We start from the raw sequence: 17368 nt of genomic DNA, 5'->3' as shown, positions 1-17368 counted from the left end.
ACATCAGGACGCAAGCCGGAGGGGCCACGGGCCGAGCATGAGCGACGAACTGCTGAAACTGCGCAACGAGATCGACCGCATCGACGAGGAAATCCTCGCCCGCCTCGCCGAGCGCGCGCGCTGCGCGCAGCGCGTGGGCGAGATCAAGCGCGGGGTGATGTATTACCGCCCCGAGCGCGAGGCGCAGGTGCTGCGCCGGCTGGCCGAGCTCAACCCCGGCCCGCTGTCTTCCGATGCGGTGAAGACCATCTTCCGCGAGGTGATGTCGGCCTGCCTCGGGCTGGAGCAGCCGCTGCGCGTGGCCTACCTCGGCCCCGCCGGCACCTTCTCCGAGAGCGCCAGCCGCAAGCACTTCGGTTCCGCGCCCAACTTCCTGGCGATGGCGGCGATCGACGACGTCTTCCGCGCGGTGGAAGCCGGCAATGCCGACTACGGCGTGGTGCCGGTGGAGAACTCCACCGAGGGCGCGGTCGGCGGCACGCTCGATCTGCTGCTGGCCAACCCGCTCAAGGTCTGCGGCGAGGTGCGCCTGCGCATCCACCAGCAGCTGATGTCGCGCGCCGAGGGCATCGGCGCCGCCCGCCGCATCTACTCGCACGCGCAGTCGCTGGCGCAGTGCCACGAGTGGCTCAACCGCAACCTCCCGCACCTGCCGCGCATCCCGGTGGCGAGCAACGCCGAGGCCGCGCGCATGGCCTCCGAGGATCCCGAGTCCTGCGCCATCGCCGGCGACGCCGCGGCGCAGCTCTACGGGCTCAACATCCTCGCGCCCAACATCGAGGACGATCCCAACAACACGACGCGCTTCCTGGTCATCGCCGACCACGACGCCGGGCCCTCGGGCAAGGACCGCACCTCGCTGGTGTTCTCCGCGCCCAACCGGCCGGGGGCGATCCACAGCCTGCTCGAGCCGATGGCCCGCCACGGCGTGGACATGACCAAGCTGCAGTCGCGCCCGGCGCGCTCCGGGCTGTGGGAGTACGTGTTCTACGCCGACATCAACGGCCACCGCGAAGACCCCGAGGTGGCGGCCGCGCTGCGCGAGCTCGACGAGCGCGCCGCCTTCGTGAAGATCATCGGTTCCTATCCGGTCGCGGCGATCTGAGCGCGGCCCCGATTGCACACCAGGCCCGCGCGGGGAGTGCGGGCCGCAGCAGGAGACGACCCATGAGCATTGCCAGCCTTGCCCCCGACTACATCCGCGCGATCATGGCCTACCAGCCGGGCAAGCCGATCTCGGAGCTCGCCCGCGAGATGGGAATCCCCGAGGAGAGCATCGTCAAGCTCGCCTCCAACGAGAACCCGCTCGGCATGAGCGCGCGCGCGCGCGATGCCGCGATCGCCGCGATCGGCGAGGTCTCGCGCTATCCGGACGGCGGCGCGTTCGCGCTCAAGAAGGCCTTGTGCGCGCGCTTCGGCGTGGAGCCCGCGCAGCTCGTCATCGGCAACGGCTCGAACGACATCCTCGAGCTCGCCTCGCAGGCCTTCCTCGCGCCCGGGCTGTCGGCGGTGTATTCGCGCCACGCCTTCGCGGTCTACCCGCTCGCCACCAACGCGCGCGGCGCGCGCGGCATCGAGGTGGCGGCGAAGAACTTCGGCCACGATCTCGACGCCATGGCGGCGGCGATCGAGCCGCAGACCCGCGTGGTGTTCATCGCCAATCCGAACAACCCCACCGGCACCTTCGTCCCCGGCGCCGAGCTCGAGGCCTTCCTCGCCAAGGTGCCGCGCCACGTGCTGGTGGTGCTCGACGAGGCCTACACCGAATACCTTTCCCCCGAGCAGCGCTACGACTCGATCGCCTGGCTGGCGCGCTTCCCCAATCTGCTGGTGTCGCGCACCTTCTCCAAGGCCTACGGCCTGGCCGGCCTGCGCGTGGGCTACGCCATCGCCCACCCCGAGGTGGCCGACCTGATGAACCGCGTGCGCCAGCCCTTCAACGTGTCCTCGGTGGCGCTCGCCGCGGCCGAGGCGGCGCTCGACGACGACGAGTTCCTCGCCCGCAGCGCCGAGGTCAACCGCCGCGGCATGGCCCAGCTCGTCGCCGCCTTCCGCGAGCTCGGCCTGGAGTGGATTCCCTCGGCCGGCAACTTCGTTACCTTCAAGGTGGGCGACGCGATCGGGGTCAACCAGGCGCTGCTGCGCCAGGGCGTGATCGTGCGCCCGATCGCCGCCTACGGCATGCCGCACTGGCTGCGCGTGTCGATCGGCCTGCCCGAGGAAAACACGCGCTTCATCGAGGCGCTGCGCCAGGCGCTCGCCTGATCGAGGGGCGGAGGATGGCGCACATCGGCAAGCTGGTCGTCTGCGGGGTCGGTCTGATCGGCGGCTCCTTCGCGCTCGCGCTGCGGCGCGCGGGCGCGGTCGAGCGCATCGTCGGCATCGGCCGCCGGCGCGAAGTGCTCGAGCGCGCGTGCGCGCTCGGCGTGATCGACGAGATCGCCGAGGGCTGGGCGGATGCGCTCGACGGCGCCGACCTGGTGCTGCTCGCCGCGCCGGTGGGGCAGACCGACGCGATCCTCGCCGCGATGGCGCCGCACCTGCGCCCGGGCACCATCGTCACCGACGCCGGCAGCACCAAACGCGACGTGGTCGCCGCGTTGCGCACTCATCTGGGTGGCGCGCTCGCCGACGTGGTGCCGGCGCACCCGATCGCCGGCGCCGAGAAGAGCGGGGTCGAGGCCGCCTTCGCCGAGCTCTACATGGGCCGCAAGGTGGTGCTGACGCCGCTGCCCGAGAGTCGCCCCGAGGCCGTCCAGAAGGTGCGCGACGCGTGGGAGGCCTGCGGTGCCAACGTGGTCGGCATGACACCGCAGGAGCACGACCGCGTCTTCGCCGCGGTGAGCCACCTGCCGCACCTGCTCGCCTTCGGCCTGGTCGACGACCTCGCCGGGCGCAGCAACGCGCCGCTGCTGTTCTCGCATGCGGCGAGCGGTTTCCGCGACTTCACCCGCATCGCCGGCAGTCATCCCGAGATGTGGCGCGACATCTGCGTCGCCAACCGGGTCGCGCTGCTCGAGGAACTCGATGCCTACCTCGGCGAACTCGCGCGCCTGCGCATGATGCTGGTCGAGGGCGATGGCGACGGCCTGGAGGCGGTGTTCGAGCGCGCCCGGCGCGCGCGCAACGCCTGGGCCGAGGGGCTGCCGATCCGTACCGCCGAGTGAGCCTGCGCTTTTTCCTGTTTCGCGGGGACGGCCCCGTTTTCTGAGGTCATGATGGAATTTCTCGATCTGCCCCCGATGCTGGGCGCCGCCGGCAGCGTCCGCCTGCCCGGCTCGAAGAGCATCTCCAACCGCGTGCTGCTGCTGGCCGCGCTCGCCGAGGGCGAGACCGACATCCGCGACCTGCTGCTGTCGGACGACGTCGAACGCATGCTCGAGGCCCTGCGCGCGCTCGGCGTCGATTGGCGGCGCGAGGGCGACAGCCTGGATTACCGTGTATGCGGCGTCGGCGGCCCCTTCCCGGTCAAGACCGGCGATCTCTTCCTCGGCAACGCCGGCACCGCCTTCCGGCCGCTCACCGCGGCGCTCGCGCTGTCGGGCGGCGAGTACCGCCTGTCGGGCGTACCGCGCATGCACGAGCGCCCGATCGGCGACCTCGTCGACGCGCTGCGCCAGCTCGGCACCGACATCACCTGCACCGCCAACGAGGGCTACCCTCCGCTGCATCTCAAGCCCGCCACGATCCGTCCCGGTGGCGTGGTGCGCGTGCGTGGCGACGTCTCCAGCCAGTTCCTCACCGCGCTGCTGATGGCGCTGCCGCTGACCGGAGTGGAGACCACGATCGAGGTGGTGGGCGAGCTCATCTCCAAGCCCTACATCCGCATCACCCTCGAGCTGATGGCGCGCTTCGGCGTGCAGGTCGGGCAGCAGGGCTGGGAGCGCTTCGTGGTGCCGGGCGGCGCGCGCTACCGCAGCCCGGGCACGGTGTTCGTCGAGGGCGACGCCTCGTCGGCATCCTATTTCCTCGCCGCCGGGGCGATCGGTGGTGGGCCGGTGCGGGTGGAAGGTGTGGGGCGGACCAGCATCCAGGGCGACGTGCGCTTCGCCGAGGCGCTGGAGCAACTTGGCGCGCGCATCACCCTGGGCGACAACTGGATCGAGGCCGCGGCGCCCGCCGGCGGCGTGCTGAAGGCCTTCGACCTCGACCTCAACCACATCCCCGACGCGGCGATGACGCTGGCGGTGGCGGCGCTGTTCGCCGACGGGCCGTGCCGGCTGCGCAACATCGCGAGCTGGCGGGTCAAGGAGACCGACCGCATCGCCGCGATGGCGACCGAACTGCGCAAGCTCGGCGCCGAGGTGGAGGAGGGCGCCGACTACCTGGTGGTGCAGCGCCCGCCGCGCCTGCAGCCGGCGGCGATCGACACCTACGACGACCACCGCATGGCGATGTGCTTCTCGCTCGCGAGCCTGGGGGGCTGCCGCGTGCGCATCAACGACCCGAAGTGCGTGAACAAGACCTTCCCCGGCTATTTCGAGGCCTTTGCGCAGGTGGCGCGGCCGGTGCCGGTGCTGGCCATCGATGGTCCCTCGGCCTCGGGCAAGGGCACGGTGGCGGCACGCGTCGCCGAGGCGCTGGGCTGGCACTACCTCGACAGCGGCTCGCTCTACCGCCTGGTGGCGCTGGCCGCGATGCGCGCGGGAGTGGCCTTCGACGACGAGGCCGGTGTGGCCGCGCTCGCCGCGGGTCTGCCGGCGCGCTTCGAGGGCGGGCGGGTGCTGTTGGGAGAGGGCGCGGACCGCGACGTCACCGACGAGATCCGCTCCGAGGCCTGCTCGGTCGGCGCCTCGAAGGTCGCCGTGCTGCCGGCGGTGCGTGCGGCCCTGCTCGACCGCCAGCGCGACTACCGCGCGGCCCCCGGCCTGGTGGCCGAAGGCCGCGACATGGGCTCGGTGATCTTCCCCGATGCAGGGCTCAAGGTCTTCCTCACCGCCTCGGCCGAGGCGCGCGCCGAACGCCGCCATAAGCAGTTGATCGAAAAGGGTTTGGCTGCTAACATGGAAAGTCTTCTGAAAGACCTTCAGGAACGGGATGCGCGCGATGCCGCCCGGCCTGTGGCGCCACTCGTGAAGCTGCCGGATGCGGCCCTGCTCGACACCACTCAACGGGACGTCGACGAGGCCGTCGCCTTCGTTCTCGATCTCGTCGGGCGGGGGGGCAAGTCGTCCGGTTGAACGCAATCGCGCGGGAGCGTGGGCTCCGGCGCGTTTTTTCTTGAACCAGCCATGTTTGCCGTCCCACGGCGGTGCCGGAATCCACCTTTTATGTCCAACGCCACCCCTGCCTTCGAAGAAAGCTTTGCCGCCCTCTTCGAGGAAAGCCTCGCCCTCCAGGAAATGCGCGCCGGTGAAGTCATCACCGCCGAAGTCGTGCGCATCGACCAGAACTTCGTCGTCGTCAACGCCGGCCTGAAGTCCGAAAGCTACGTGCCCATCGAGGAGTTCCGCAACGACCGCGGCGAACTCGAAGCCAACATCGGCGACTTCGTCCACGTCGCCATCGACGCCCTCGAAGACGGCTACGGCGAGACCCGCCTGTCGCGCGACAAGGCCAAGCGCATCGCCGCCTGGAACGACCTCGAGAAGGCGCTCAACGAAGGCACCCTGGTCAAGGGCGTCATCACCGGCCGCGTCAAGGGTGGCCTGACCGTCATGACCAACAGCATCCGCGCCTTCCTGCCGGGCTCGCTGGTCGACATGCGTCCGGTCAAGGACACCACGCCGTACGAAGGCAAGGAATACGAGTTCAAGGTCATCAAGCTCGACCGCAAGCGCAACAACGTCGTGGTCTCGCGTCGCGCCGTGCTGGAAGAGTCGATGGGCGAAGAGCGCGAGAAGCTGCTCGCCAACCTCAAGGAAGGCACCGTCATCAAGGGCGTGGTCAAGAACATCACCGACTACGGTGCGTTCGTGGACCTCGGCGGCATCGACGGCCTGCTGCACATCACCGACCTGGCCTGGCGTCGCGTCCGTCACCCGTCCGAAGTGCTGTCGGTCGGCGACGAGATCGAAGCCAAGGTGCTCAAGTTCGACCAGGAAAAGAACCGCGTCTCGCTCGGCCTCAAGCAGCTCGGCGAAGACCCGTGGGTGGGCATCTCGCGCCGCTACCCGCAGGGCACCCGCCTGTTCGGCAAGGTCACCAACATCACCGACTACGGCGCCTTCGTCGAGGTCGAGCAGGGCATCGAGGGCCTGGTCCACGTGTCCGAGATGGACTGGACCAACAAGAACATCCACCCGACCAAGGTCGTGCAGCTGGGCGACGAGGTCGAGGTCATGATCCTCGAGATCGACGAAGACCGTCGCCGCATCTCGCTGGGCATGAAGCAGTGCATGTCCAACCCGTGGGACGATTTCGCCATCAACCACAAGAAGGGCGACAAGGTCCGTGGCCAGATCAAGTCGATCACCGACTTCGGCGTGTTCATCGGCCTGGAAGGCGGCATCGACGGCCTGGTGCACCTGTCCGACCTGTCGTGGAGCGAGTCGGGCGAGGATGCCGTGCGCCGCTTCAAGAAGGGCGACGAGGTCGAGGCCGTGGTGCTGGCGATCGACGTCGAGCGCGAGCGCATCTCGCTCGGCATCAAGCAGCTCGAGGGCGACCCCTACACCAACTTCATCGCCACCCACGAGAAGAACAGCCTCGTGCGCGGCACCGTGAAGTCGGTCGAGGCCCGTGGCGCGGTGATCTCGCTGGGTGACGACGTCGAAGGCTACCTGCGCGCGTCCGAGGCCGCTCCGCACCGTGTCGACGACCTCACCACCATGTTCAAGGAAGGGGATGAGGTCGAGGCGCTGGTGATCAACGTGGATCGCAAGACCCGCTCGATCAGCCTGTCGATTCGTGCCAAGGACCAGGTCGAGCAGTCCGAAGCCATGAGCAAGCTGGCTTCCGAGAGCTCCGCTTCCGCCGGTACCACCAACCTGGGTGCCCTGCTCAAGGCCAAGCTGAACGAGCAGAAGCAGTAATCTGTCCGATCATGACCAAATCGGAGCTGATCGCCCAGCTGGCGGAGCGTTTTCCCCAGCTGGTCGCAAAGGACGCCGATTACGCGGTCAAGATGATTCTCGATGCGATGACCGACGCGCTCGCGCGCGGTGATCGCATCGAGATCCGCGGGTTTGGCAGCTTTGCGCTGAACTACCGTCCGCCCCGTACCGGGCGCAATCCCAAGTCCGGCGAGAAGGTGCTGGTGCCGGAAAAATACGTCCCGCATTTCAAGGCGGGCAAGGAATTGCGCGAAAGGGTGGATCTCGGCGGAAGTTGACCGCGCGGCGATCGGTTTACAGGCAATAATGGAGGGCGACTGCGGTCGCCTTCTTTTTGTTCATCGTTCGGGAATCATGCCGGTCATGCGTGCAATCATCTGGATCATCCGCCTGCTGCTGTTCTTCCTCTTGTTCGGCTTCGCGATCAAGAACGACCATCTGGTCACGCTGAACTTCTTTTTCGGCATCCAGTGGCAACTTCCGCTGGTGTTCGTGATCCTGGTCACCTTCGCCGCCGGTGCCCTGATCGGCGTCACCGCGACGCTTGCCTCGATGATGCGCCAGCGCCGCGAGATCTCGCGCCTGCGCCGCCAGGTCGAGCTCGTCGAGCGCGAGAAGGCCTCGACCGAGACCGCGCTCGCCGCGGCAGAGTCCCGCTTGCCGATGCCCTGATCCCCGATGGAAATCGAATACTGGTGGCTGCTCGCGCTGCCGCTGTTCTTTGCGCTCGGCTGGCTGGCCGCGCGCATCGACATCCGCCAGGTGGTGCAGGAGTCGCGCGCGCTTCCGCGCTCCTACCTGAGCGGGCTCAATTTCCTGCTCAACGAGCAGCCCGACAAGGCGATCGACGCCTTCGTCGAGGCGGTGCGCATCGACCCGCAGACCGTCGAGCTGCACTTCGCGCTCGGCAGCCTTTTTCGCCGTCGCGGCGAGACCGACCGCGCGATCCGCATCCACCAGCTGCTCGTCGACCGCGAGGACATCAGTGACGAGCATCGCCTGCAGGCGCTCGGCGAGCTTGGCCAGGATTTTCTCAAGGCCGGCCTGCTGGACCGCGCGGAGGCTGCCTTTCTGCGCCTGCGCGGCACGCGCGCCAACGATGTCGCGCTGCGCTATCTGCTCGAGATCTACCAGCAGGAGAAGGACTGGGCCAAGGCGATCGAGGTCGCCGAGGCGCTGCCTGGCCATGAAGGCGTGATGTGGCACACCGAGGTCGCCAACTTCCATTGCGAGCTCGCTGCCACGGCGCTCGCGAACTCGCGCCACGACGAGGCGCGGGGCCATCTCGATCGTGCCTTCGAGGTCAATCGCCGCTGCGTGCGCGCGAGCCTGCTGCTCGGCGACCTGCATGCCGCCCAGGGCCGTGACGAGGAAGCGCTGGAAGCCTGGCAGCGCATCGAAAACCAGGACCCCAATTACCTCGCCCTCGTCGCCGAGCGCGTCATGGACGCCTGCGGGCGCCTCGGTCGCGTGGCTCAGGGGCACCAGCTGTTGCGCGCCTGGCTCGCCGGGCACGCCTCGCTCGACCTGCTCGACGAGCTCTTCCACTGGGAGCTCGAGCGCGAGGGGCCCAAGGCGGCCTACGAGATGGTGCGCGAGGAGCTGCGCCGCAACCCCACGCTGCTCGGGCTCGACAAGCTGCTCGAGGCGGCGGCGCTCAACGCGCCGGCCGAGCAGCGCGCCGACATCGACCTCATCAAGCAGCTCATCCACGGTCACACCCGACGCGTCGCACGCTATCGCTGCAACACCTGCGGCTTCAAGGCGCGCCAGTTCCACTGGCGCTGCCCGGCCTGCGGCGGCTGGGAGACCTATCCACCGCGGCGCACCGAAGAGTTCGACCTGACGCCCTGAAGCGCGGCGAACCCGGCGGGCCGGTCGGGAGTCCACCTCCCGACGAACCCTCCCGAAGAACCCCACTCCACAGGGTAGAAATGGAATTCAGGACGCTGGAAGACTACGTCGGCCGCACGCCGCTGGTGCGCCTCAAGCGCATCGACGCCGGCCGCAACAACGTGATCCTCGCCAAGCTCGAGGGCAACAACCCGGCCGGCTCGGTCAAGGATCGCCCGGCGCTGTCGATGGTGATGCGCGCCGAGGCGCGCGGCCAGATCAAGCCGGGCGACACCCTGATCGAGGCCACCAGCGGCAACACCGGGATCGCGCTCGCGATGGCCGCGGCGATCCGCGGCTACCGCATGATCCTGGTGATGCCGGAGAACCAGAGCGTCGAGCGCCGTCAGACCATGCGCGCGTTCGGCGCCGAGCTCGTGTTGGTGCCGAGTTCGGGCGGCATGGAGATGGCGCGCGACATCGCCGAGAAGATGCGCGACGAGGGCCGCGGCATCATCCTCGACCAGTTCGCCAACCCGGACAACCCGGTGGCGCACTACGAGGGTACCGGCCCCGAGCTGTGGGAGCAGACTGGCGGCCGCATCACCCACTTTGTCAGCTCGATGGGCACCACCGGCACCATCATGGGCACCTCGCGCTTCCTCAAGGAGCGCAATCCCGACATCTGCATCGTCGGCTGCGAGCCGGAGGAGGGCTCGTCCATCCCCGGCATCCGCAAGTGGCCCGAAGCGTACTTGCCGAAGATTTTCGAGCGCCCGCGGGTCGATCGCTTCGAGCGCGTCAGCCAGGCTGACGCCGAGGAGATGACCCGCCGGCTCGCGCGCGAGGAGGGCATCTTCGCGGGCATCTCCTCGGGTGGCGCGATGCATGTCGCGCTGCGCATCGCCGCTCAGGTCGAGAACGCGGTGATCGTCTCCATCGTCTGCGACCGCGGCGACCGTTACCTGTCGACGGGTGTGTTCCCGGCCTGAGCGCCTTCGGCTGGCCGGGCCGCGGGTGACGCGGCGATCGCGTCGCGTGGAGGCTGCAGGTGCCGAACGGGAGTCGTCCCGCCGCGGTCGCGGCTTGCGCGTGGCGTCCTGCGCCCTCTTGCTGCTGATGCTGGCGACCGCCGTTCCGCTTGCGGGCGCAACGGTGTTTCGGGTGCTCGCCCTCCAGATCGCCGAGATCACCCGTCCCGGCCTTGCTGCGGAGGAGCTGAGCGTGCGCTTCGACGCGCATGCGCAAAGCGGGGAGATCGCGGTCGGCCGCCTGCGGGTCGGTGCGCGCGAGTGGCGCGCGCTCTCGCTGCGTTGCGGTAGCCTGCATCTCGACGACGGCGTGCTCGGGTGCAGCGCGGCACGGTTGGAGCTGCGCGGGCGGAGATTGCCCTTCGAGGCCGACATCGAGGCGACGCTCGGCCCCGGGCCGGCGCGGATCGTGCTGCGCCTGGCCGAAGGCGGCCGCATCGAGGCTGCCATTCAAGCGGATGGCAGCTTGCGCGCCCGTCTGCACCGGATCCGCCCTGCGGCGACCGCGGCCCTGCTGGAGCCCTGGCTCGCCGAGCTCGCCGCGCGCCTGCGCGAGCTCGAGGCCGCCGGCGTGCTCGATGCCGAGCTCGATTACCGGCCCGCGGGTGTGGGCGACGCATCCGCAACCCTGCGCGGCCGGCTCGCGGGCGGCGGCTTCGGGAGTGGCGACGGTCTGCGTGCAGCCGAGGGCGTGGAGGCCGGTTTCACGCTCGATGCACGTGGGACGGGCGCGGCGTGGTCCTGGGCGGCGCAGCTCGACTGGGACGCGGGCGCGGCCTATGTGCATCCGCTGCTCTTCGAGGCCGGCCCGCGGCTGCGCGCGCACGGGCGCTTCGACGGCCGCCGGATCGTGCTCGAGCGCGGCGAGCTGGCGCTCGATGGGGTTGCAGCCGCCTCCGCGCGCGGCGTGTTCGACACCTTCGCCGGCACGCTGGACACCCTCGCGGTCGAGCTCACCGATGTCGATCTCGTCCGCATCGGCCCGCGCTGGCTGGCGCCGCTGCTGGCGCCGGCGAGTGCGCAGCGGTTGCGCCTCGAGGGGCGGGCGGACCTGCGTGCCGAATTGCGCCGGGATCGGCTGGAGACGGTCGACGTGGAACTGCATGGGGCGGGCTTCGGTCTCGCGTCGCCGCAGGGCGAGGGAATCGCCGCAGGCGGCGTAGCGGAGGAGGCGCGCGCCGAGGTGCTCGCCTTCGGCCCCGTGGATGGGCGCGTGCGCTGGTCCTCGCGCGGCCGGGGCGAGGCCGCCCTGCAGGTTGGCGGAGGGCGCTGGGAGAAGCTCGCGCTCGGGGCCTTCGCGCTCGACGCGGTGCTCGGGCCCGCCGGGCTGCGCCTGCCGGGCGCGCGCATCCCCTTGGTCGACGGTGCGCTGGTGCTCCGGGATCTCGCCCTCGGCTGGTCCGTCGCAGGCTGGGAGGGGAGCGCTGGCGCGGTCCTCGAGCCGGTGTCGATGCCCTTGCTCACCGAGGCGCTCGGTCTGCCGCGCATGGCGGGGGTGATGTCGGCCGCGCTGCCGGGCTTGCACCTGCGTCCGGGCGAGCTCGTGCTCGACGGCACGCTCGCGGTGTCCGTCTTTGGCGGGTGGGTGCAGGCGAGCGGACTGCGCGTGCACGAACCCTTCGGCGTCGCTTCGCACCTGACGGGCGAGATCGAGGCGCGCCACATCGATCTCGCCCAGCTTACCGAGGCCTTCAGCTTCGGCAGCATCACCGGTCATATCGACGCCGATGTGCGCGGCCTGGAGCTGTCGAGCTGGCGGCCCACGGCCTTCGACGCCCGCATCGCCAGCATCGCCGGCGACGAGCGCCGCCGCATCAGCCAGCGCGCGGTGCAGAACCTCGGCGCGCTCGGCGGCGGGGGCGCGCTCGCGGCGGTGCAGCGCAGCGTGCTGCGCCTGTTCGAGACTTTCGGCTATCGCGAGCTCGGCCTGCGCTGCCGGCTTGCCAAGGGCGTATGCGAGATGGACGGGCTGGATGCGGCGCCGGACGGCGCCGCGCGCGCCGATGGCGGCTTCACCATCGTGCGCGGCGGAGGCGTCCCGGCGCTCGACGTCATCGGCTACAATCGGCGCGTCGATTGGAACGAACTGGTGGCCCGCCTGCAGCGCGTGGTGGCCGAGGGCGTCTCTCCCACGATCGATTGAATCTGCATATCCCGCGAGGACGGCATGAACCCTGTTGCGCGCTGGCTGTTCGCGGCTGCGCTGGTTGCGAGCACCGCGGCCTGCGTCACGATCAACATCTATTTCCCGGCCGCGGCGGCCGAGAAGGCCGCCGACCGGATCATCGACGAGGTCTGGCAGCTGCGCGAGGGTGCGGGCAGCGCGCCTGTCACGCCGCCGGCCGCGGGAGACGCGAAATGAAATCCGCTTCGATGCCGTCCGGCTCCTGGGCGGGCCGCCTGGCGGCCCTGTTCGTCGGCCTCGCGCTCGCCTTCCCGGTGCATGCGCAGGGCAACCTCGAGATCGACACCCCGGCGATCTCCGCGCTGCGCAAGACGATGCAGCAGCGCCACGCGCAGCTCGCGCCGCTGTATGCGTCGGGTGCGGTGGGCATCGCCGCAGACGGTACCGTGAGCCTGCGCGACGCCGCGGCGGTGCCGCTCGCGCAGCGCGCCCAGGCCAACGCCGCGGTTGCCGCCGAAAATGCCGACCGTGCCGCGCTCTACCGCGAGATCGCGCGCGCCAACGGTCACCCCGAGTGGGAGGCCGAGGTGCGCCGCACCTTCGCGCAGCGTTGGCTCGAGCGCGCGCAGCCGGGCTGGTGGGTGCAGCAGGGCGCTGCGTGGTCGAGGAAATGATGCCGGTCCTCGTCTTCGACATCGAAACCATTCCCGACGTCGCCGGCATCCGCGCGATCGAGAACCTGCCCGCGGGCCTGTCCGACTACGAGGTCGCGGAGTGGGCGTTCCAGCAGCGCCGCGCCAGCCACGGCAACGACTTCCTGCCGCACCATCTGCAGCGCGTGGTGGCGATCTCCTGCGTGCTGCGCGACGCGCAGCATTTCCGGGTGTTCTCGCTCTCCGAGCCCGAGAGCGGCGAGGGCGAGATCATCCAGCGCTTCTTCGACGGCATCGAGCGCTACTCGCCGCAGATCGTGTCGTGGAACGGCGGCGGCTTCGACCTGCCGGTGCTGCACTACCGCGGCATGCTGCACGGCGTTGCGGCACCGCGCTACTGGGACCAGGGCGAGGGCGACTACCACGACTCGCGCGACTTCAAGTGGAACAACTACATCAGCCGCTACCATAGTCGTCATCTGGATCTGATGGACTTGCTGGCGCTCTACCAGCCGCGCGCGAGCGCGCCGCTCGACGACCTCGCCAAGCTCATGGGCTATCCCGGCAAGCTCGGCATGGACGGTTCGGCGGTCTGGCAGGCCTGGCAGGAGGGCCGGATCGCCGAGATCCGCGACTACTGCGAGACCGACGTCGTCAACACCTACCTCGTCTACCTGCGCTTCGAGCGCATGCGCGGGCATCTCGACGCCGCCGCGTGGGCGGCGGAGGTGGAGACGGTGCGCGAGGCGCTCGGCCGCATCGACGCACCGCACTGGAAGCAGTTCCTCGCCGCCTGGCCGCAAGGCTGAGCGGCGCGGCGCCGGCTCCATCCCCCATCCTCTTACGGAGAGCATCATGGGCATCATCGGAACCATCCTCATCGGCCTGCTCGTCGGCTTCGTCGCGCGCCTGCTGCACCCCGGCAAGGACGGCCTCGGGATCATCATGACCTCGCTGCTCGGCATCGCCGGCTCGCTGGTCGCCACCTACGGCGGCCAGGCGCTCGGCATCTATCACGCCGGCGAGGGCGCGGGTTTCCTCGGTGCGGTCATCGGCGCGGTGGTGATCCTTTTCGTGGTGACCCGCCTCAAGAAATGATCCCGTTCCGCGACACTGCAAAAAAACTTTGACAAGTTCTTCGCAGTGTCTATAATGCGGGACTTCAGCAGGCGCGTAGCTCAGTTGGTTAGAGCACCACCTTGACATGGTGGGGGTCGTTGGTTCGAGTCCAATCGCGCCTACCAGGATTCTGGAGTCGAAAAGTCATGTTCCGAACTACCGCTCAGGCCGGAAACTGAACAGGTCGGCTCCGCTTGTCTGCTAAGAGAAAAAAGCGCGCCCAAACCGCGCTTTTTTTTCGTCCACGTTTTTCCCGATTTCCCCTGTACGTCCTGCGCCTCGCGGGGCGACAACAGCCCGAGGCTACAGCCATGCCCAACATCACGCTTCCCGACGGTTCCGTGCGCAGCTTCGATCACCCGGTGACCGTCGCCGAGGTTGCGGCTTCGATCGGTGCCGGTCTCGCCAAGGCGGCGATCGCCGGTCGCACCGACGGGAAGCTGGTCGATCTCTCGCACCGCTTCGAGGCCGACGCCGATCTGGCCATCGTGACCGACAAGAACGCCGAAGGCCTCGAGATCATCCGCCACTCCACGGCCCACCTGCTCGCGCACGCGGTGAAGGAGCTCTTCCCCGACGCCCAGGTGACGATCGGGCCGGTGATCGACAACGGCTTCTACTACGACTTCTCGTACAAGCGTCCCTTCACCCCCGAGGACCTGCAGGCCATCGAGCAGCGCATGGCCGAGATCGCCAAGCGCGAGATCCCCGTGCATCGCGAGGTGTGGCCGCGCGACAAGGCGGTGGACTTCTTCAAGGGCATCGGCGAGCACTACAAGGCCGAGATCATCGCCTCGATCCCGGCCGGTGAGGACGTCTCGCTGTACCGCCAGGGCGACTTCATCGACCTGTGTCGCGGCCCGCACGTGCCGTCGACCGGCAAGCTCAAGGTCTTCAAGCTGATGAAGCTGGCTGGTGCCTACTGGCGCGGCGACTCGAAGAACGAGATGCTGCAGCGCGTTTATGGCACGGCGTGGACGAAGAAGGACGAGCTCGACGCCTATCTGCACATGATCGAGGAGGCCGAGAAGCGCGACCACCGCAAGCTCGGTCGCCTGCTTGATCTCTTCCATATCCAGGACGAGGCGCCGGGCATGGTGTTCTGGCACGCCAAGGGGTGGACGCTGTGGCAGCAGGTCGAGCAGTACCTGCGCCGCACGATCGGCGAGCACGGCTACCAGGAAGTGAAGACGCCGCAGATCGTTGACCGCTCGCTGTGGGAGAAGTCCGGCCACTGGGGCATGTACTCCGATCTGATGTTCACTACGCAGTCAGAGAAGCGCGACTACGCGGTCAAGCCGATGAACTGCCCGTGCCACATCCAGATCTTCAATCAGGGCCTGAAGAGCTACCGCGACCTTCCGCTGCGCATGGCCGAGTTCGGCTCCTGCCATCGCAACGAGCCCTCGGGTTCGCTGCACGGCATCATGCGCGTGCGCAACTTCGTGCAGGACGACGCGCACATCTTCTGCGCCGAGAGCCAGGTGCAGGCCGAGTCGGCCGAGTTCATCCGCCTGTTGCAGCAGGTGTACCAGGACTTCGGCTTCACCGACGTGCAGGTCAAGTTGTCGACCCGCCCCGAGAAGCGCGTCGGTACCGACGAGCAGTGGGATGCCGCCGAGGCCGCGCTTGCCGCCGCGCTCGACGCGCAGGGTCTGCAGTACGAGCTGCAGCCGGGCGAGGGCGCCTTCTACGGACCCAAGATCGAGTTCTCGCTGAAAGATTGCCTGGGCCGCGTGTGGCAGTGCGGCACGCTGCAGCTCGACTTCAATCTGCCGGTGCGCCTCGGTGCCGAGTATGTCGACGAGGACAACACCAAGAAGATTCCGGTGATGCTGCACCGTGCCATCCTCGGTTCGCTGGAGCGCTTCATCGGCATCCTGATCGAGCATCACGCCGGCGCCATGCCGCTGTGGCTCGCCCCGGTGCAGGCGGTGGTGATGAACATCTCCGAGGGCCAGGCCGAATATGCCGAAGAGGCGGTGGCGAGGCTGAAGAAGGCCGGCTTCCGCGTCGAGGCGGATTTGCGCAACGAGAAGATTAACTATAAAATTCGCGAACATAGCGTGCAGAAGCTGCCGTACCAGATCGTCATCGGCGAGAAGGAGAAGGCGGCAGGCCTGGTGGCCGTACGTGCCCGGGGTGGCCAGGATCTTGGCCAAATGTCCCTCGATTCGCTGATCGAACGCTGGCTTCGCGAAGTTGAAGCGAAAGCCGGATCGGTCTGATATTGGTTTTCGTGGAGAGTTGAACCATCGCACAAGAAAAAAAGCAGCGCGTAAATCGGGAGATCACTGCGCCTGAGGTCCGGCTGGTCGGCGAGGAGGGCGAGCAGCTCGGTATCGTCTCCCTGAACGCATCCCTCAGCATGGCCGAAGAGGCCGGGCTGGATCTGGTCGAAATCGCACCGATGGCCGTGCCGCCCGTGTGCAAGCTGATGGATTTCGGCAAGTTCAAGTATCAGGAACAGAAGAAGGCCCACGAAGCCCGACTCAAGCAGAAGCAGGTGCAGGTCAAGGAGGTCAAGCTCCGCCCCGGCACCGACGAGAACGACTACCAGATCAAGCTGCGCAACCTCAAGCGCTTCCTGGAAGAAGGCGACAAGTGCAAGGTGACCTTGCGCTTCCGCGGCCGCGAGATGGCGCACCAGGAGTTCGGCCTGCGCCAGCTCGAGCGCGTGAAGGCGGACCTCGAGGAACTCGGCCAGGTCGAGCAGATGCCCAAGATGGAAGGGCGCCAGATGATCATGATCATCGCGCCGAAGAAGAAGCACTGAGCTTCTTCCCGAAGAAATCGCCTCGCGAGGGGCGAGACCGCGGGAAGGAATTTCCCTCCGGCGGAAAACAAGTGGTGCCGGGTAACAAAACGCGCCGGGCTTTTCGGTGCTACCTGGTGTCATCCAAAAACATGGAGTCTCAGCAATGCCCAAGATGAAGACCAAGAGCGGAGCGAAGAAGCGCTTCAAGGTCCGCTCCAGCGGCGGGATCAAGCGGTCCCAGGCGTTCAAGCGCCACATCCTGACCAAGAAGACGACGAAGGTGAAGCGTCACCTGCGCGGCATGACCGAAGTGCATGCGGCAGATGAAAAGCTGATCCGCGCCATGCTTCCGTACGCCTGATAGGAGACCGCAATGCCCCGAGTCAAACGTGGTGTAACCGCCCGCGCCCGTCACAAGAAAGTCCTCTCCCAGGCCAAGGGTTACCGTGGCCGTCGCAAGAACGTCTATCGCATCGCCAAGCAGGCGGTGATGAAGGCGGGTCAGTACGCCTACCGCGACCGTCGTCAGCGCAAGCGTCAGTTCCGCACCCTGTGGATCGCGCGTATCAACGCCGCCGCGCGCGAGCTGGGCCTGACCTACAGCGTGTTCATGAACGGTCTCAAGAAGGCCGCGATCGAGATCGACCGCAAGGTGCTGGCCGATCTGGCCGTGTTCGACAAGCCGGCGTTCGCCGCGATTGCCGAGCAGGCCCGGGCCAAACTCGCTGCGTAATCGCGCGCAGCCAAAAAAAAGGAGGCCTGGCCTCCTTTTTTTTTCTGGATTCCCGGCGCCCGGCGGGCGCCGCGACCGGACTCCCCCGAATTCCCGATGAGCGGTGCGCTCCGCAGCGCTC

18 protein-coding genes and 1 tRNA gene are annotated in these 17368 nt (G+C 68.3%); all 19 read left to right on the top strand.

All coding sequences use genetic code 11. The annotated features are described in order from the left end of the window. The first annotated feature begins 37 nt into the window (after nt 1–37). The 19 genes from pheA to rplT all read left to right on the top strand — a co-directional run bounded on the left by pheA (nt 38) and on the right by rplT (nt 17247). Entirely contained in the window at nt 38–1105 is a 1068-nt protein-coding gene (pheA, locus tag ACZ5PP_RS06900; RefSeq protein WP_012585794.1) for a prephenate dehydratase, read from the top strand. A 62-nt stretch (nt 1106–1167) separates the two neighbouring features. Continuing rightward, nucleotides 1168–2265 (top strand): histidinol-phosphate transaminase, encoded by a 1098-nt coding sequence (gene hisC / locus ACZ5PP_RS06895; RefSeq protein ID WP_464826914.1) that lies wholly within the window; start codon nt 1168–1170, stop codon nt 2263–2265. Nucleotides 2266–2279: 14 nt separating this feature from the next. Then, nucleotides 2280–3167 (top strand): prephenate dehydrogenase, encoded by an 888-nt coding sequence (locus ACZ5PP_RS06890; RefSeq protein ID WP_043746609.1) that lies wholly within the window; start codon nt 2280–2282, stop codon nt 3165–3167. A gap of 51 nt (nt 3168–3218) precedes the next feature. Next, on the top strand, nt 3219–5180 hold the full coding sequence (locus ACZ5PP_RS06885; RefSeq protein ID WP_273422850.1) for a bifunctional 3-phosphoshikimate 1-carboxyvinyltransferase/cytidylate kinase: 1962 nt from the start codon (nt 3219–3221) through the stop codon (nt 5178–5180). A gap of 90 nt (nt 5181–5270) precedes the next feature. Further along, nucleotides 5271–6974, top strand: coding sequence for a 30S ribosomal protein S1 (gene rpsA / locus ACZ5PP_RS06880; RefSeq protein WP_004299050.1), 1704 nt, complete (start codon nt 5271–5273; stop codon nt 6972–6974). A gap of 11 nt (nt 6975–6985) precedes the next feature. Further along, complete coding sequence (locus ACZ5PP_RS06875; protein WP_004299053.1) at nt 6986–7273, top strand: integration host factor subunit beta; 288 nt, start codon at nt 6986–6988, stop codon at nt 7271–7273. 76 nt (nt 7274–7349) lie between these two features. Beyond that, nucleotides 7350–7667 carry a LapA family protein gene (locus ACZ5PP_RS06870; protein ID WP_004299057.1) on the top strand — a complete coding sequence of 106 codons (318 nt, stop codon included), beginning with the start codon at nt 7350–7352 and terminating at the stop codon, nt 7665–7667. Nucleotides 7668–7673: 6 nt separating this feature from the next. Continuing rightward, nucleotides 7674–8849, top strand: a complete 1176-nt coding sequence (gene lapB / locus ACZ5PP_RS06865; protein ID WP_004299059.1) for a lipopolysaccharide assembly protein LapB — start codon at nt 7674–7676, stop codon at nt 8847–8849. A gap of 80 nt (nt 8850–8929) precedes the next feature. After that, nucleotides 8930–9820, top strand: a complete 891-nt coding sequence (gene cysM, locus ACZ5PP_RS06860) for a cysteine synthase CysM (RefSeq protein WP_004299063.1) — start codon at nt 8930–8932, stop codon at nt 9818–9820. 100 nt (nt 9821–9920) lie between these two features. After that, entirely contained in the window at nt 9921–12002 is a 2082-nt protein-coding gene (locus tag ACZ5PP_RS06855; RefSeq protein ID WP_464826913.1) for a translocation/assembly module TamB domain-containing protein, read from the top strand. Between the two features lie 24 nt (nt 12003–12026). Further along, nucleotides 12027–12221, top strand: coding sequence for a hypothetical protein (locus ACZ5PP_RS06850; protein ID WP_043746603.1), 195 nt, complete (start codon nt 12027–12029; stop codon nt 12219–12221). Beyond that, nucleotides 12218–12658, top strand: a complete 441-nt coding sequence (locus tag ACZ5PP_RS06845; protein WP_004299072.1) for a DUF1318 domain-containing protein — start codon at nt 12218–12220, stop codon at nt 12656–12658. Before ACZ5PP_RS06850 ends, ACZ5PP_RS06845 begins: the two co-directional genes overlap by 4 nt. Continuing rightward, nucleotides 12655–13446, top strand: coding sequence for a 3'-5' exonuclease (locus ACZ5PP_RS06840; RefSeq protein ID WP_041589681.1), 792 nt, complete (start codon nt 12655–12657; stop codon nt 13444–13446). Before ACZ5PP_RS06845 ends, ACZ5PP_RS06840 begins: the two co-directional genes overlap by 4 nt. A 46-nt stretch (nt 13447–13492) precedes the next feature. Then, nucleotides 13493–13735: a GlsB/YeaQ/YmgE family stress response membrane protein gene (locus tag ACZ5PP_RS06835; RefSeq protein WP_464826912.1), complete on the top strand. Its 243-nt coding sequence runs from the start codon at nt 13493–13495 to the stop codon at nt 13733–13735. A 69-nt stretch (nt 13736–13804) separates the two neighbouring features. Further along, a tRNA-Val gene (locus ACZ5PP_RS06830) sits at nt 13805–13881 on the top strand. A gap of 186 nt (nt 13882–14067) precedes the next feature. After that, nucleotides 14068–15984, top strand: a complete 1917-nt coding sequence (gene thrS, locus ACZ5PP_RS06825) for a threonine--tRNA ligase (protein WP_464826911.1) — start codon at nt 14068–14070, stop codon at nt 15982–15984. Between the two features lie 26 nt (nt 15985–16010). Further along, entirely contained in the window at nt 16011–16532 is a 522-nt protein-coding gene (gene infC, locus ACZ5PP_RS06820) for a translation initiation factor IF-3 (protein ID WP_082047932.1), read from the top strand. Nucleotides 16533–16677: 145 nt separating this feature from the next. Further along, a complete protein-coding gene (rpmI, locus tag ACZ5PP_RS06815; protein WP_004299086.1) occupies nt 16678–16875 on the top strand; it encodes a 50S ribosomal protein L35 in 198 nt (65 codons plus the stop codon). A 12-nt stretch (nt 16876–16887) separates the two neighbouring features. Beyond that, complete coding sequence (gene rplT, locus ACZ5PP_RS06810; protein WP_004299089.1) at nt 16888–17247, top strand: 50S ribosomal protein L20; 360 nt, start codon at nt 16888–16890, stop codon at nt 17245–17247. The last annotated feature ends 121 nt before the right edge of the window (nt 17248–17368 follow it).

This window comes from Thauera sp. DNT-1, from assembly GCF_055393985.1.
This window is presented reverse-complemented; position numbering and strand designations above follow the sequence as displayed.

Bases quoted from the DNA above. Each gene is read 5' to 3' on its own strand.
- pheA (WP_012585794.1), top strand. From the start codon at position 38: ATGAGCGACGAACTGCTGAAACTGCGCAACGAGATCGACCGCATCGAC.
- hisC (WP_464826914.1), top strand. From the start codon at position 1,168: ATGAGCATTGCCAGCCTTGCCCCCGACTACATCCGCGCGATCATGGCC.
- ACZ5PP_RS06890 (WP_043746609.1), top strand. From the start codon at position 2,280: ATGGCGCACATCGGCAAGCTGGTCGTCTGCGGGGTCGGTCTGATCGGC.
- ACZ5PP_RS06885 (WP_273422850.1), top strand. From the start codon at position 3,219: ATGGAATTTCTCGATCTGCCCCCGATGCTGGGCGCCGCCGGCAGCGTC.
- rpsA (WP_004299050.1), top strand. From the start codon at position 5,271: ATGTCCAACGCCACCCCTGCCTTCGAAGAAAGCTTTGCCGCCCTCTTC.
- ACZ5PP_RS06875 (WP_004299053.1), top strand. From the start codon at position 6,986: ATGACCAAATCGGAGCTGATCGCCCAGCTGGCGGAGCGTTTTCCCCAG.
- ACZ5PP_RS06870 (WP_004299057.1), top strand. From the start codon at position 7,350: ATGCCGGTCATGCGTGCAATCATCTGGATCATCCGCCTGCTGCTGTTC.
- lapB (WP_004299059.1), top strand. From the start codon at position 7,674: ATGGAAATCGAATACTGGTGGCTGCTCGCGCTGCCGCTGTTCTTTGCG.
- cysM (WP_004299063.1), top strand. From the start codon at position 8,930: ATGGAATTCAGGACGCTGGAAGACTACGTCGGCCGCACGCCGCTGGTG.
- ACZ5PP_RS06850 (WP_043746603.1), top strand. From the start codon at position 12,027: ATGAACCCTGTTGCGCGCTGGCTGTTCGCGGCTGCGCTGGTTGCGAGC.
- ACZ5PP_RS06845 (WP_004299072.1), top strand. From the start codon at position 12,218: ATGAAATCCGCTTCGATGCCGTCCGGCTCCTGGGCGGGCCGCCTGGCG.
- ACZ5PP_RS06840 (WP_041589681.1), top strand. From the start codon at position 12,655: ATGATGCCGGTCCTCGTCTTCGACATCGAAACCATTCCCGACGTCGCC.
- ACZ5PP_RS06835 (WP_464826912.1), top strand. From the start codon at position 13,493: ATGGGCATCATCGGAACCATCCTCATCGGCCTGCTCGTCGGCTTCGTC.
- thrS (WP_464826911.1), top strand. From the start codon at position 14,068: ATGCCCAACATCACGCTTCCCGACGGTTCCGTGCGCAGCTTCGATCAC.
- rpmI (WP_004299086.1), top strand. From the start codon at position 16,678: ATGCCCAAGATGAAGACCAAGAGCGGAGCGAAGAAGCGCTTCAAGGTC.
- rplT (WP_004299089.1), top strand. From the start codon at position 16,888: ATGCCCCGAGTCAAACGTGGTGTAACCGCCCGCGCCCGTCACAAGAAA.